A 13785-nucleotide genomic window follows, 5' to 3' on the forward strand; every position below is an offset into this window, starting at 1 on the left:
CGGCGAAATCGTCTGGTCGGCGAAGTACAACGCCTACGGCAAAGTCACGCGCCTGGCGTTCGGCGGAGGCGAGCAGCTTGAGCAGCCGCTACGGTTTCAGGGGCAATACTTCGACGCCGAGAGCGGCCTGCACTACAACCGGCATCGGTACTATGATCCGGATGTTGGACGGTACCTGACGCCGGACCCGATCAAGTTGGCGGGTGGGCTGAACTCGTATCAATACACGCCGAATCCGACGGGGTGGGTTGATCCGTTGGGGTTGAGCGGGAACTGTCCGCCGCCGAACAAGCCTGGGTGTGGGGCGCCGGATGATACGACTGGCGCTAAGGTTGATGAAGGTGAGCCGGCGCTGCCGAAGCCCAAGTTAAGTGCTGCGGAGCTTGCCAAGAAAGAAGTTAAAAGATTAAACGACAGTCAAGGCATGCATATGGTTGGAAAGCATGACCCGGAGGTTCCAGATGATGCTTTCAAGCAAAGGGCAATTGATGGCACGAACCCTATTACAGGTAAGACACCTTGGAATAAGAAAGGTAATCCCAGCTCCAGATTTTATAGTTGGGAAATTATGCTGAAAGCCTACAACCTTGGAACAACACGGACGGAGCAAGGGCTAACACGATTTACGGGAAAAGATTCTCAGAAGGCCGACATTGTGAAGATGAGACTCCCTGGCGCGGGAGAGGGTTATATACCTAATCCAAAATCGGAGAATAATCCGAAATTGATTGAAATGAATGGGTTTGAAATGAAATTCGATCCTGTAACTGGCGTGCCATTTACGCTATATCCAATTAAATAGGTGAGAAATGTTTATTGATCCAGATGATGGGCAACCATACTTCCCGACGCCCGCGTTTTTTTTGGGGGGAGTTGATATTTATGATCGTGAAGAAACGTTAGGAGAAGCTCTTGATAAGCTCGATCCTAATGACCCGGCTAATAGAGAAGAGATAATACTTAAATACTGCTTGCCTACAAGAAAGTCATATCGGCACAAATTTTTGATCTACAAAAGTTTAGAGGAAGCGCTTCAGGACGAAAAATATGATTTTCAGTCGCTGCTGGCGTACGACCCTGAGGAATATTCGTCTTTCCCTTGCGGTTGGGATGAAATGGAAAACACCAGAGCTTTTTTCGAAGAGATTTTTCGTTTGGCAACTGTGGAATGGAAAGAAGACCTTCAAAAGGCCAGTCTTGAAGACCAATCCACTTGGTAGGCGACGCTTGTGAAACGGAAGCGAAATTTCTGGGCAAGGTCGTCGGAAGTTTCCTTCAACTTGTAGCGGCTTTCATGAACTGGTGCGAAGTGAGATCCATGGATAGTCTTTGGCTGTCGCTGCAAATGCAGTGGCAGGGTGTAGGAACCCTTGGGTATTCACCGCGCGTCAGCGCTGTCGTGTGATTGCGGCACTTAATTAGTGTCCGTAAGATCGTTCGCGGCGGCTGTGCGCGGGGCACGCTTCGGCGTGGCTGAGTTTGGTGGGTACCTCAGTTTCCTACTCCCGCGTACGGCTGCCACCCAAGCCCGTAGGAAAGGCCGTTGGTAGCTTAAATTTATCCGCCAAAGGTCTGAAAAAATGAAAACCCTTCACCCCGATCCACCCTACGAAAAACCAATCCCCCACCCCAAAAGCCGCTTCATGGCCCTCACCAGCAACTGCACCGACATGCCCACGCTGTTCGTCGATACCCACGCGCCGCTCGATGTTTTGTATGACGCTGCCAGCTATCGAATTCGCGCCGTCACGCAGGTGCTGGAGAACATGTCGATGCGCGGTTCGGTCGAGTGCGAGTCCTTCATCCTCAGCGATTTTGCCTTGCTGTGCGCCATCCCGTTGCGCGATGGCTGTGATGTGCTGGATGTGATCGGGCGGCGGTTGCGGGCAACGCCTTAGGCGTCTCGACTCACTGCTTTTTGAATGATCGTTCCCGCGCTCTGCGTGGGAATGCAGCCCATGACGCTCTGCGTCAATCGGGTGCCCGGCTCGACACCGGTGGCGTGACTGGAACGCGGAGCGTCCCTGGAGGCATTCCCACGCGGGAGCGTGGGAATGATCGGGTTAGCGGTGTCCGGCCATTAGCGTTTCTTCGGCTGCTGGCACCGCCAAACTATCAATCACATGCACGCTATACCCCTGCACATTCTTCGCATGGTGTTTAGCCTGCGATGCCATCTCCGCCAACTGGCTCGCATCGAGTTGTCCACAGGCCCGCGGATGCAGGTGCACTACGCCAATCGACAGTGACAGCAGCGCAAATTCCTGGCGCACTCCCTGACGATTGGGGGCGATGAAGCAGCCGGCTTCCAGGTGTTCGCTGCGGTAGAAGCGTCGGCATTGGCTGTGGAAGTCGTCCAGCAGTTGGTTCAAGCGTTTTCGCCAGTCTTCCGGGCCGAGCACCAGCAGGAAGTCGTCGCCGCCGATATGGCCGACGAAGTCGCGGGAAGGGTCGACGCGATCGTTCAGGCATTGCGCCAGGCACAACAGGACTTCGTCGCCACGGCCGTAGCCGTAGATGTCGTTGAAGGGTTTGAAGCTGTCGATGTCGACGTAGCAGATGATCGACTCGCGCTCCTGTTGCAGCAACCGTGTCAGGCATTGCTGGATCGGTACGTTGCCGGGCAACAGGGTCAGCGGGTTGGCGTAGCGGGCTTGCTGGATTTTTAGTTCGGTAATCAGTTTGAGTACATCAATGACCCGACCCAGTCCCAGGTAGCTGCCGTTGAGGGTGATGATGAAATCTTCTTCGATGCGCTGGCGGGCGCGGCTGGTGATCAGGCGGCTGACCTGTTGCAGCGACTGGCTCATTTCCACGGCCAGAAAGTCGTCGTTCATCAAGCGACTGATCGGTTTGCGCGCGAACAGGTCGGTGGCAAACGGCTTGAGTAGCGCGTCTGAGAGCGAATGCCGGTGAACGATGCCGCAGGGGTGGCCTTGCTCGTCGAGCACCGCCAGGGAGTTCAGGTTGGCCTGGCGGCGGAACGCTTCCAGCACGGTGGCGGTCGGCGTGTCGCGCGACACGGCCGGTTGGTCGTTGAGCAGGGCACTGAGGTCGCTGCCTTCGTCGTTAAGCGCGACGGCGGTGCTGTCGTGTTTGGGCATCAGGTTACGTGCATCCCGGGGCGGGTGCTCCTGAGGACGGCACAGCAAATAGCCCTGGACCAGGTCGACGCCCATCTCGGTCAACACCGCGAGCTCTTCCGGCAATTCGATACCTTCGGCAATCACTTGGGCCCGCGAGGCTTTGGCGATTTGCAGGATCGAGCCGACAAATTCGCGTTTGAGCGCGTCCTGGTGAATCCCGTCGATGAAATGGCGATCAATCTTCACGTAATCCGGACGCAGCTCGGACCACAATCGCAAGCTTGAATACCCCGCCCCCAGATCATCCAGTGCGATGGAAAAGCCCATCGCCCGATAGTGATGCAGCGCGTTTTGCAGCAACTGGAAATCGTCGGTCGGGGTCTGTTCAGTGAGTTCGATGACCACCTGACTCGGTGGAATGCCGAAATCCTGCAGCAGTTGCAGGGTGCGCCCAGGCTGGTGGGCGGCTTCGAGCAGGGATTCCGGAGAGACATTGAGAAACAGCTTGCCTGGCAGTTGCTGTTCGTTGAAACGTCGGCAAGCACTTTCACGGCAAGCGATTTCCAGCTCGCTCAAGCGACCGGCCTGGCGCGCCACGGAGAACAAGGCGATGGGGGAGTGCAGCGGGCTGTTCGAAGGGCCGCGAGTAAGGGCTTCATAGCCGACAATGCGTCGCTCGGAGAGGGAAATGATCGGTTGGAACAGGCTGTGCAAGCCGCTTTGAGCCAGTATGGAACTCAAGGCACTCAGCTGTTCTGTCATGGTCATGGCAATCTCGGGGCGATAAAAAAGGACTGGGAGCAGCCTCTTGTCAGAGGTGCTCCCAGTCCCTTATTTCACGACAGAATGATGACTGTTTGATGACGCTCCGGGGAGCGTCAGCATTAAATTGCCATCATCGTGATTGTAACAACTTAGTGCTTGGCGACCGCGCTGTTGAGTTTCAGGTAGTCCAGCAGGATCCGACCGGTCTCGCTCAAGTAGGCGTCGTCTTCTGGCTTGGTCTTGTCCGGCTCGGCCGCGATGGCGTCTTCGTCTTCTTTCTTCAGCTCTTTGAGCGGCTCTTCGCCCTTGGCCTTGCGACGGATGTTTTCCATGGCCAGTTGTTTGGCTTCGATATCGGTGTGTTGTGCACGACGATCCGCTTCATTGAGGCTGACGGTTTTTTCTGCCATCAGTTTCTGCGCCAGGGCCAGTTTGTCGCGGATAAACACGAACTCCGCGTCTTTGGCCGAACGCACGTCATGCTCGGACTTGAGTTGCGAGAGGTACGGTTTGAACGGGTCGACCGCAGGCTTGATGGCCGCATGGATGGTGTCCCACGGCATGGCTTCCGGCAGGGCGCTTTCGCCGATTTCCTTGGTGTCGATAATCGACGGGTAATCGATGTCCGGCAGTACGCCCTGATGCTGGGTGCTCTGGCCGGAAACCCGGTAGAACTTGGCCAGGGTCAGTTTCAGTTCGCCGTGGTTCAGCGGCTGAATGGTCTGCACGGTGCCTTTGCCGAAGGTCTGGCCGCCGATGATCAACGCGCGGTGGTAGTCCTGCATGGCGCCGGCAAAAATCTCCGAAGCCGAGGCGGACAAGCGGTTGACCAGCAACGCCATCGGGCCTTTGTAGAACGCGCCCGGGTTTTCGTCTTCCAGCACGTCGACACGGCCGTCGGCATTACGCACCAGAACAGTAGGGCCCTTGTCGATGAACAGGCTGGTCAGTTCGGTGGCTTCCTGCAGGGAACCGCCGCCGTTGTTACGCAGGTCAATGACCACGCCGTCGACTTTTTCCTTCTGCAGCTCGGTCAGCAGTTTCTTGACGTCGCGCGTGGTGCTCTTGTAGTCCGGATCACCGGCACGGAAGGCTTTGAAGTCGAGGTAGAAGGCCGGAATCTCGATGACGCCGAGCTTGTAGTCCTTGCCGTCCTGTTTCAGGTTCAGCACGGACTTCTTCACGGCCTGGTCTTCAAGCTTCACCGCTTCGCGGGTGATCGGCACGATCTTGGAAGTCTGGTCGTTAGGCGCATTGCTGGCCGGAATGACTTCCAGGCGCACCACGGTGCCTTTCGGGCCGCGGATCAGCTTGACCACTTCGTCGAGACGCCAGCCGACCACGTCGACCATCTCTTTGTTGCCTTGGGCAACACCAATGATCTTGTCGGCCGGAGCAACCAGTTTGGTTTTGTCGGCCGGGCCTGCCGGCACCAGACGCACGACTTTCACCTGGTCGTTATCGCTCTGCAACACAGCGCCGATGCCCTCCAGGGACAGGCTCATGTTGATGTCGAAGTTCTCCGCGTTATCCGGCGACAGATAGTTGGTGTGCGGGTCGTAGGACATGGCGAAGGTGTTGATGTACGCCTGGAAGATGTCTTCCGCGCGGGTCTGGTCCAGGCGCGCCAACTGGTTCTTGTAGCGCTTGGTCAGGGTTTCCTGGATTTGCTTGGAGTCCTTGCCTGCGATCTTCTGGCGCAGCACTTCGTCCTTGACGCGTTTGCGCCACAGGTCGTCGAGTTCGGCGGTGGACTTGAGCCAAGGCGCGTCCTTGCGGTCGATCAGCAAGGTTTCCTTGGTGGTGAAATCGATCTTGTCGACGCCTTTGTTCAACTCGGCAAGGGCGAAGTCCAGACGCGCCTTGACGCGGTCCAGGTAGCGCTTGTAGATGGTGAACCCGGCGTTCAGGTCGCCGCTTTTGAGGAAGTCGTCAAACTGGGTTTTCCATTTGTCGAATTCCGCGATGTCGCTGGCCATGAAGTAGCTGCGCGACGGGTCCAGCAGCTTGAGGTAGCTGTCGTAGATGATCACGGAGCGCGCGTCATCGAGCGGCGGTTTGCTGTAGTGATGGCGCTTGAGCAATTCGACGACGTTCAGACTGGCGATTACTTCGTCACGATCAGGCTGAAGCTTGTCCCAGCTATTGGCTGCAAACGTATTGGTCGATAGCGGCAACAGGCCGATACCGATGAATAGGGCTAGGGCGGTGCCAGGAAAAAAATGCTTCATGCTGATTCGACGCGGGGACAATTGATCACGCATATTAGGCCGTCTTTGAAGTCGCCGGATCCACAAGGGCCGGTCGCATAATGCAAGAAAGCCCGAGGCTACAGCTACGGGCTCAGTCCAGACTCACTATGGAGGCACTGTGAAAGCATTGCAAGGCGTTGACGGTCAAGTGGAGTGGCTTGAAGAGCCCAGTCCTACATGCGATGTAGGACAAGTTCGCATTCGCGTGGCGGCTGCGGGTCTCAATCGCGCCGATTTGTTACAGAAAGCGGGTCTGTATCCGCCGCCGCCCGGGGCCAGTCAAGTACTGGGTCTTGAGTGTTCAGGGGTGATCAGCGAGGTCGGCCCGGGGTCTTCCTGGCAGGTCGGAGATCGGGTTTGCGCCTTGCTGGTCGGGGGCGGGATGGCCGAAGAGGTAGTTGTCGACGGACGGCATGTGTTGCCAGTGCCAGACGGTTTGTCACTGGTCGAGGCGGCAGCACTGCCCGAAGTGTATGCAACCGTCTGGCTGAATTTGTATCAACTCGCGGCGCTTAAACCGGGTGAGAAAGTTCTTCTGCACGCCGGAGCAAGTGGAATTGGTTCAGCCGCCATTCAGCTGTGCAAGGCGTTTGGCAACCCGTGCTGGGTCAGCGTCGGTTCTGCCGAGCGTCTGGCTTACTGTGAGGCGCTGGGGGCGCAGGGCGGGGTGGTGCGCAAGGGTGGCCTGGACAGTTTGAATGACCTGGGGCCATTCGATGTGATCCTCGACCCGGTTGGCGGTCATTACGCGGCGCTGAACCTCAAGCTGATGGCCCGAGATGGACGTTGGGTGCTGATCGGCCTGATGGGCGGCCGTGAGGCGCAGCTGGACCTGGCGCAAGTGCTGGACAAGCGCGTGCAACTGCTGGGGTCGACCTTGCGCAGTCGCGACGATCAGTTCAAGGCGGACTTGTTCAGCGATTTGAGCCAGCACGTCTGGCCACTGTTTGCCGAGGGGCGTTTGAGCCCGCAGTTGGCCAGTTCGTTCCCGATCAAGGATGCCGAAGCGGCGTTTGCCGAATTGGCGACCAACACGGTGGCGGGGAAGCTGGTGCTGGTGATCGACGAAAGCCTGGTTTGACTCTCTCCTGTAGGAGCATGGCTTGCCCGCGATGAACGTTGGCGTGTTTTGACAGACACACCGCGTCGCCTGAATCGCTGGCAAGCCATGCTCCTACAGGGGCTACCTGTTACTTCCAGAGGTGGATCGGCCAGCCGGCCTTTTCGGCATGCTCAAGCAGCACCGGATCCGGATTCACCACGTGGGGAAAATCCACTTTCAGCAACAGCGGTAAATCATTGCGTGAGTCCGAGTAGAAACTCGCGCCTTCGAGGTTTTCCTCTTCCGCATCCAGCCATTCCAGCAATCGGATGATCTTGCCTTCGCGGTAGGTCAACGTGCCCACGGTGTGGCCGCTGTACACGCCATGCGCCACTTCCAGTTCGATGCCGAGAATCTCGTCGATGCCCAGGCGATTGGCAATCGGCTTCACCAGGTGCGTGCCGGACGCCGAGATCACCAGAATCCGGTCGCCGGCCTTGCGGTGGGCGGCGATGGCCTTGGTAGCGTCGCTGAAGATAATCGGCTCGATGAAGTCCTCCACCCAAGGCCCGACCAAGTGCTCAACCTCTTCCGGCGTGCGGCCGATCATCGGTTCCAGGCTGAAGGTCATGTAGTCCTCCATTCGCAACTTGCCGTGGCTGTAGGCGTCCATCAGTTCGTTGTTCTGACGCATGAACGACTCGGGATCGACCCAGCCCAGTCGACCCATTTGCTCGCTCCAGAGGGTGGCGCAGTCGCCGTGGATCAAGGTTTCATCCAGATCAAAAATTGCCAGGGCCATTAGTGCAGTTCTCTCTTCAACATCAGCAAGGTCATCAGGCTACCTCACACAGGGCCGTCGGATCGATGGAAAGCGCCAGGCGCTGACCATCGGGATGCAGGTCGGCCGCCGAGCGGTTGAGCACATCTACCACCAATTCCACACCACGGGCTTCGACCCGGTACCGAATCACGTTGCCCAGCAAACTGTGGCTGCGCACCTGGGCATCCAGTTGGCCGTTCAGGCTCAGCTCGATGGCTTCCGGGCGAATGGCGATGCGGTGGCTGATTGGCCGTTGCAGCAGCTTCGAGGCGCTGTCGGCATCCAGCAGGTTGTAGTTGCCGATGAAACCGGCGGCAAAGACATCCACCGGGGCGGTGTACAGGGTTTCGGCGTCGCCGCTTTGTACGATCTTTCCCTGATTCATCAGGAAAATCCGGTCTGACATGGTCAGCGCTTCTTCCTGATCGTGTGTGACAAAGATCGTGGTCAGGCCCAGTTCACGCTGGATCTGACGGATCTGTTCGCGCAGGTGCTTGCGAATCCGTGCATCGAGGGCTGACAGCGGTTCGTCCAGCAACAACAAGCGTGGCCGGGTCACCAGTGAACGGGCGAGGGCGACGCGCTGGCATTGGCCGCCGGACAGTTGATGCGGATATCGAGCGGCGAAGTCGTTCAACTCCACCAAACTGAGCACTTCGGCGACGCGCTTCTGGCTGTCGTCGGCGTTGACCTTCTGCATCCGCAGGCCGAAGGCGACGTTTTGTTCCACCGTCATGTTCGGAAACAGCGCATAGCTCTGAAACACCATGCCGATTCCGCGTTTCTGCGGGCTCAGGGGAACGAGGTCCTGGCCATCGAGCAGGATCTTGCCGCCATCGACCGAGGTCAGGCCGGCGATGCAGCGCAGCAGCGTGGACTTGCCGCAACCGGACGGGCCGAGCAGGGTAACGAATTCACCTTTCTGGATTTCGCAGTTGATGTCGCTGAATACTGTGGTGCCGGCCTGCCTTGATGATGAGTAGCTCTTTTGAAGATGTTGGACGCTCACATAGCTCATTCGCTTTTGTCCTTGTTCAAGATATTGGCCGCCCAGGTCAGAACCAGCACAAAGAGGAAGTAGGAAATCACCAGTGCACTGGTGAAGTGGCCGCTGCTGTTGCGCATGTTGTTGAGGTAGACCTGCAGGGTTTCGTAGCGGGTGCCGACGAGGATGTTGGCGAACACGAACTCGCCGAACAGGAACGAGAACGACAGCAGCAACGCCACCATCAAGCCTTTGCGCAGGTTCGGCAGCACCACCAGGAAGGCCGCTTGCCAGGTGCTGGCGCCGAGCAGTTGGGCCGCGTCCATCAAGTCGCTCAGGTTGATCGCTTGCAAGTTGTTGGTGATGGCCCGGTACATGAACGGCAGGGCAATCGTGAAATAGCAGCCAATCAGAATCCACGGCGTGCCGACCATCGCGAAAGGCCCCGACCCGTAGAGTTGCAACAGCCCCACCGAAGACACCACCGGCGGCACCGCGAAGGGCAGCAGGATCAGAATGTTCATCAATGCGTCGAGTTTCGGGAAATGGTAATGCACCACAAACAGCAGCGGCAGAATCAGCACCACCGACAGGATCAGCGCACCGACGCAGACCAGTAGCGATTGACCGAAAGCGTTCAGAAAGCGCGGATCGCTCCACAGCTGGACGTACCATTTGATGCTGAAGCCGCTGGGCAGGATAGTGGCCGACCAACTGCTGGAGATCGAATAGATGAACGTGCCGAGCAGCGGCAACAACAGAATGGCAAACAGCAGGTACACCACGACGCGGTGGTAAACGCCCACGGGGCCCAGTTCAGCGCGAGACATGGTAACTCCTCTTCAACAGCAGCTGATGCACGATGGTCACCAGGGTCATCAACGCCACCAACACCACCGCCAGGGCACTGGCCAGATTCGGATCGAGGGAAATGTCACCGGACACCATTGCCGCGATGCGGATGGTCATCACGTTGAAATTGCCGGTGGTCAGTGCATACACCGTCGCGTAGGCGCCGAGGGCGTTGGCCAGCAGGATCACGAATGTGCCGAGCAGCGCTGGCGTCAGCACCGGCAAACCGATGTGCCGCCAGAACTGCCAGCCGCTGGCGCCGAGCAGTTCGGCGGACTCGCGCCAGTCTTCGCGCAAAGCATCGAACGCCGGGTAGAGCAGCAACACGCCGAGTGGAATCTGGAAGTAGGTGTAGAGAATGATCAGCCCGGTTTTCGAGTACAGGTTGAAGTCCTGAATGATCCCGGCCTGCTTGAGCATGATGGTGAAGCTGCCGTTGAAGCCCAGCAGAATGATGAACGCGAAGGCCAGTGGCACGCCGGCGAAGTTACTGGTCATGTTGGCGAAGGCGTTGACGAAGTTGCGCAGTTTCGAGTCGACCCGACGCAGGGAGTAGGCGCCAAGCACCGCGATGATGATCCCGAATACGCTGGACCAGAAACTGATCTCAAGGCTGTACTGGATCGCCTGCAAATAGAACTTTGAATTGAAGATCTTGGTGAAGTTGGCCAGGCCCCAGCCAAACTCTTCCGATTCCAGGCTGTTGATCATCACCCAGATCAGCGGGGCGATTTCGAACACGATAAAGAACAGTACAAAGGGCACAAGACACAACGCCGCCAGCCACTTGCCACGGGTATTGGCATTCACTTGAGCAGCTCCCGGCACACAGGTTTGTCGTGGGCCACGCCCAGCAGTTCGCAGACGGTGCCGCAGATTTCAGTCTGTTTCGGCATAGCGCTGGTGTTCAAGCTGAACGCATCGCCGAGGACAAACAGTGGCACTTCGCGTTCTTCCGGCAACAGGCCGTTGTGGGATCGGTCGTTGTTCATGCCGTGGTCGGCCGTCACCAGTACTTGATAACCGGCATCGAGCCAGGTGCGCAGGTAGTCGGCCAGGATGATGTCGGCCGAACGGGCGCTGTTGCGGTATTGCGGGGTATCGAGGCCGTGCTTGTGCCCGGCGTCGTCGATGTTCATGGGGTGGATCAATAGAAAGTTCGGCGCATGACGCACGCGCAGGCTTTCGGCGTCGGCGAACAGGTGCGAATCCGGGTAGTGGTCGTTCCAGTAAAAGTGACCGTGCTGGATTGGCAGGTTCTCGTCGTCGGTGTGACGGTCCCGTGCGGCAATAAACGGCGAACGATTGTACAGCTCACTGACCCAGTGATAAGCCGCCGCAGCGGTTTTCAGGCCGGCGTTGGTGGCGTAGTGATAGATGCTGCGCTGGTTGGACAGGCGCGAGACATTGTTGTGAACGATGCCGCTCTCGATCGGCGGGACGCCGGTGAGAATGCATTCGTACAAGGGGCGAGACAGGGCCGGCAGTTCGCACTCCAGTTTGTAGAGCGCTGCGCGTCCTGCGCCGACGTAGGCCTGCAGGTGCCCCATGGTGTGGCGCGCGACCTCGTAATTGAGGCCGTCGAGCACGACAAGGATGACGTTGTGCTTCATAGGGGCAAAAACTCCACGAACATTGAATATTCTCAAATCCTGTAGGAGCAAGGCTTGCCCGCGATGGAGTTACCCCGTTCTTTGGATAGACCGGGGTTTCCCCTATCGCGAGCAAGCTTTGCTCTTACGGATGAAGCATTACTTCATTTCTACGATGACTTCTTCGTTCCACTTCTGAGGCAGGGCTTTGGAGGTCTTTTCCCATGCGTCTGCGTCTTTGATCGGCGTCACGTTTTTGTACTGCTCGTTAGGCAGCAGCTTGGACTTCACGTCGGCCGGCAATGTGATGTGCTCGGCACGGATCGGACGCGCGTTGCCTTTTGCCAGATTGATCTGGCCGGCGTCGCTGAAGATGTATTCGCGGGCCAGCTTGGCGGCGTTCGGGTTTTTTGCGTATTTGTTGATGATGGTGGTGTAGCCGGAGATCACCGAACCATCGGATGGAATCAGCACTACGTAGTCATCCGGGTTGGCCATCTTGGCCCTGTAGCTCAGGCCGTTGAAGTCCCAGACCACGCCGACTTCGATTTCACCCTTCTCCATGGTGGCAATCGTCGGGTTGGCCATGGACAGGCGACCCTGCTTGGCGATTTCGGCGAACAGTTTCAGGGCCGGTTCAAGGTTTGCCTCGTTACCGCCATTGGCCAATGCCGCTGCCAATACACCGTTGGCCGCTTGGGCCGCGGTACTCACGTCGCCGATGGAAACCTTGTATTTACCGCCCTTGAGGTCAGCCCACTTGGTCGGTGCTTCGGAACCGTGCAGCAGCTTCTTGTTGACGATAAACGCGATGGAGCCGGTGTAGGCCAGAGCCCAGTTGCCGTCCTTGTCCTTGGCCCAGGCGGGAACCTGATCCCAGGTCGTCGGCTTGTACGGTTGAACCACGCCTTGCTTGACCGCGATCGGGCCGAACGCTGCGCCCACGTCACCGATGTCAGCGCTGGCGTTGTCTTTTTCAGCGGCGAACTTGGCGATTTCCTGTGCCGAGCTCATGTCGGTGTCGATGTGCTTGAGGCCGTAGGTTTTGGCCAGGTCTTCCCAGGTGCCTTTCCAGTTGGCCCAGTCATCGGGCATGCCGACGCTGTTGACGGCGCCTTCCGCTTTCGCAGCGGCTTCGAGGGTTTTCAAATCATCAGCCGCCATGGCGGCGGTGCACATGGCAATGGTCGAGCCTAACAGTGATGCCAGGAAAAGCTTTTTCATCCGAAGCTCCTTTGGGCGTTTTCAACGCTGCGATTGCGGTTGTGTTGGTCTAGGTCAGCAATACCTGAGCCAATTTAGGTGGGCTCGATGACACTTTCATGTCGGTCGTCGCCCGGCAGCACAATTATTTGCCCGGTATTGGCAGGTGCCAGATAAGCGTAGACCATGGGCAAAGGCCCGGTGAGCAAGGGACTTGGCCGATGTATTGCAGGGCTTGAAGCGACCGTGGGCATGACCGTTGGGTAGCTTTGTCATCGATCAGTCATCTGCACTGCCTACGCTTGCAGGATGAAAATGAGCCGGGGTTACAGTGCGGTTCTGCCCCGAAACTGTGCTGGTCTAGTCCAGATAGGTAACGTTGATGCGTGATGAGGCAACAAAAGCGGTGACAGCCATAGGTCAGGTCCTGCAGGAACAGCTCGACCACGGTCTGTTGGCGCCCGGCAACAAGCTACCGGCCGAGCGCAAGCTCAGTGAGTTGTTCGGGACCACGCGGATTACCGTGCGTGAGGCGCTGTTGCAGTTGGAGGCGCAGGGGCAGATTTATCGCGAGGAGCGTCGCGGCTGGTTCGTTTCACCACCGCGCCTGGCCTATAACCTGATGCAGCGCAGTCACTTTCACGCGATGGTCAGTGCGCAGGGGCGGGTGCCGTCCACCGAGGTGATTTCGGCGCGGTTGCAGCCGGCGTCAGCGGCGGTGTGCGCCTGGTTGCAATTGCCGGCGCTGTCGAGCGTGATCCAGATTTGCCGCGCGCGACGCATTGATGAGCGGCTGGTGTTGTACGTGGAGCACTATCTGAACCCGCAGTATTTTCCGGGGATTCTTGAATTTGATTTGAATCAGTCGATCACCGAGTTGTACGCGCGGCATTACGATTTGCACTACGGGCGGGTGCGTTTCGAAATTGTGCCAACGTCGCTCTCGGCGGATGCGGCCGCCGCGCTACGGGTGTCAGTGGGTAGCCCGGGACTGCGCATCGCCCGGGTCAACTACGATCAGCATGAGCGGCTGATCGATTGTGACCTGGAGTTTTGGCGCCATGATGCGATTCACGTCGGGGTGGATGTGGTCTGATCGTTTTCGGTCTGCGGTCCGCCGCCAGCGGTCACCACCTGCACGCTCATGCGCGGCATCGCCAGGTCCATCCCTGCGTCGTCCAGATG

General features: G+C 58.0%; 13 protein-coding genes. 5 read left to right on the top strand and 8 right to left on the bottom strand.

The annotated features are described in order from the left end of the window. The 3 genes from AC1D2P_RS28225 to AC1D2P_RS28235 form a co-directional block, all read left to right on the top strand. On the top strand, positions 1-802 hold an 802-nt coding region (locus AC1D2P_RS28225; RefSeq protein ID WP_477811697.1), incomplete at its 5' end, for an RHS repeat-associated core domain-containing protein. A 7-nt stretch (positions 803-809) separates the two neighbouring features. Then, positions 810-1220: a hypothetical protein gene (locus AC1D2P_RS28230; protein ID WP_477757709.1), complete on the top strand. Its 411-nt coding sequence runs from the start codon at positions 810-812 to the stop codon at positions 1218-1220. A 360-nt stretch (positions 1221-1580) separates the two neighbouring features. Then, a complete protein-coding gene (locus AC1D2P_RS28235) occupies positions 1581-1898 on the top strand; it encodes a hypothetical protein (protein ID WP_477757708.1) in 318 nt (105 codons plus the stop codon). A gap of 165 nt (positions 1899-2063) precedes the next feature. On the opposite strand, the gene AC1D2P_RS28240 is transcribed toward AC1D2P_RS28235, so the two are convergent. Continuing rightward, positions 2064-3854, bottom strand: a complete 1791-nt coding sequence (locus AC1D2P_RS28240) for a bifunctional diguanylate cyclase/phosphodiesterase (protein WP_109787718.1) — start codon at positions 3852-3854, stop codon at positions 2064-2066. Positions 3855-4000: 146 nt separating this feature from the next. Then, on the bottom strand, positions 4001-6082 hold the full coding sequence (locus AC1D2P_RS28245) for a carboxy terminal-processing peptidase (RefSeq protein WP_175649011.1): 2082 nt from the start codon (positions 6080-6082) through the stop codon (positions 4001-4003). Between the two features lie 139 nt (positions 6083-6221). Between AC1D2P_RS28245 and AC1D2P_RS28250 the strand changes: the two genes are divergently transcribed. Beyond that, a complete protein-coding gene (locus tag AC1D2P_RS28250) occupies positions 6222-7184 on the top strand; it encodes a zinc-binding dehydrogenase (RefSeq protein ID WP_477757707.1) in 963 nt (320 codons plus the stop codon). A 109-nt stretch (positions 7185-7293) separates the two neighbouring features. On the opposite strand, the gene AC1D2P_RS28255 is transcribed toward AC1D2P_RS28250, so the two are convergent. The 6 genes from AC1D2P_RS28255 to AC1D2P_RS28280 all read right to left on the bottom strand — a co-directional run bounded on the left by AC1D2P_RS28255 (position 7294) and on the right by AC1D2P_RS28280 (position 12621). Further along, positions 7294-7947 (bottom strand): HAD family hydrolase, encoded by a 654-nt coding sequence (locus AC1D2P_RS28255; protein ID WP_109787717.1) that lies wholly within the window; start codon positions 7945-7947, stop codon positions 7294-7296. A 34-nt stretch (positions 7948-7981) separates the two neighbouring features. Continuing rightward, the gene (locus tag AC1D2P_RS28260; RefSeq protein ID WP_046027129.1) at positions 7982-8986 is read right to left on the bottom strand and encodes an ABC transporter ATP-binding protein; all 1005 of its coding nucleotides are present in this window, start codon (positions 8984-8986) and stop codon (positions 7982-7984) included. Further along, positions 8983-9783: an ABC transporter permease gene (locus AC1D2P_RS28265; RefSeq protein WP_046027128.1), complete on the bottom strand. Its 801-nt coding sequence runs from the start codon at positions 9781-9783 to the stop codon at positions 8983-8985. Before AC1D2P_RS28265 ends, AC1D2P_RS28260 begins: the two co-directional genes overlap by 4 nt. Then, the gene (locus AC1D2P_RS28270) at positions 9770-10615 is read right to left on the bottom strand and encodes an ABC transporter permease (protein ID WP_109787715.1); all 846 of its coding nucleotides are present in this window, start codon (positions 10613-10615) and stop codon (positions 9770-9772) included. The genes AC1D2P_RS28265 and AC1D2P_RS28270 overlap by 14 nt, the downstream gene beginning before the upstream one ends. After that, positions 10612-11418 carry an alkaline phosphatase family protein gene (locus AC1D2P_RS28275; protein WP_109787714.1) on the bottom strand — a complete coding sequence of 269 codons (807 nt, stop codon included), beginning with the start codon at positions 11416-11418 and terminating at the stop codon, positions 10612-10614. The genes AC1D2P_RS28270 and AC1D2P_RS28275 overlap by 4 nt, the downstream gene beginning before the upstream one ends. 138 nt (positions 11419-11556) lie before the next feature. After that, positions 11557-12621, bottom strand: coding sequence for an ABC transporter substrate-binding protein (locus AC1D2P_RS28280; RefSeq protein WP_109787713.1), 1065 nt, complete (start codon positions 12619-12621; stop codon positions 11557-11559). A gap of 361 nt (positions 12622-12982) precedes the next feature. On the opposite strand from AC1D2P_RS28280, the gene AC1D2P_RS28285 reads away from it, so the two are divergent. Further along, positions 12983-13696: a UTRA domain-containing protein gene (locus AC1D2P_RS28285; RefSeq protein WP_046027124.1), complete on the top strand. Its 714-nt coding sequence runs from the start codon at positions 12983-12985 to the stop codon at positions 13694-13696. Positions 13697-13785 lie beyond the last annotated feature (89 nt).

The sequence above is a fragment of the Pseudomonas sp. P1_F1_2 genome (assembly GCF_056405815.1).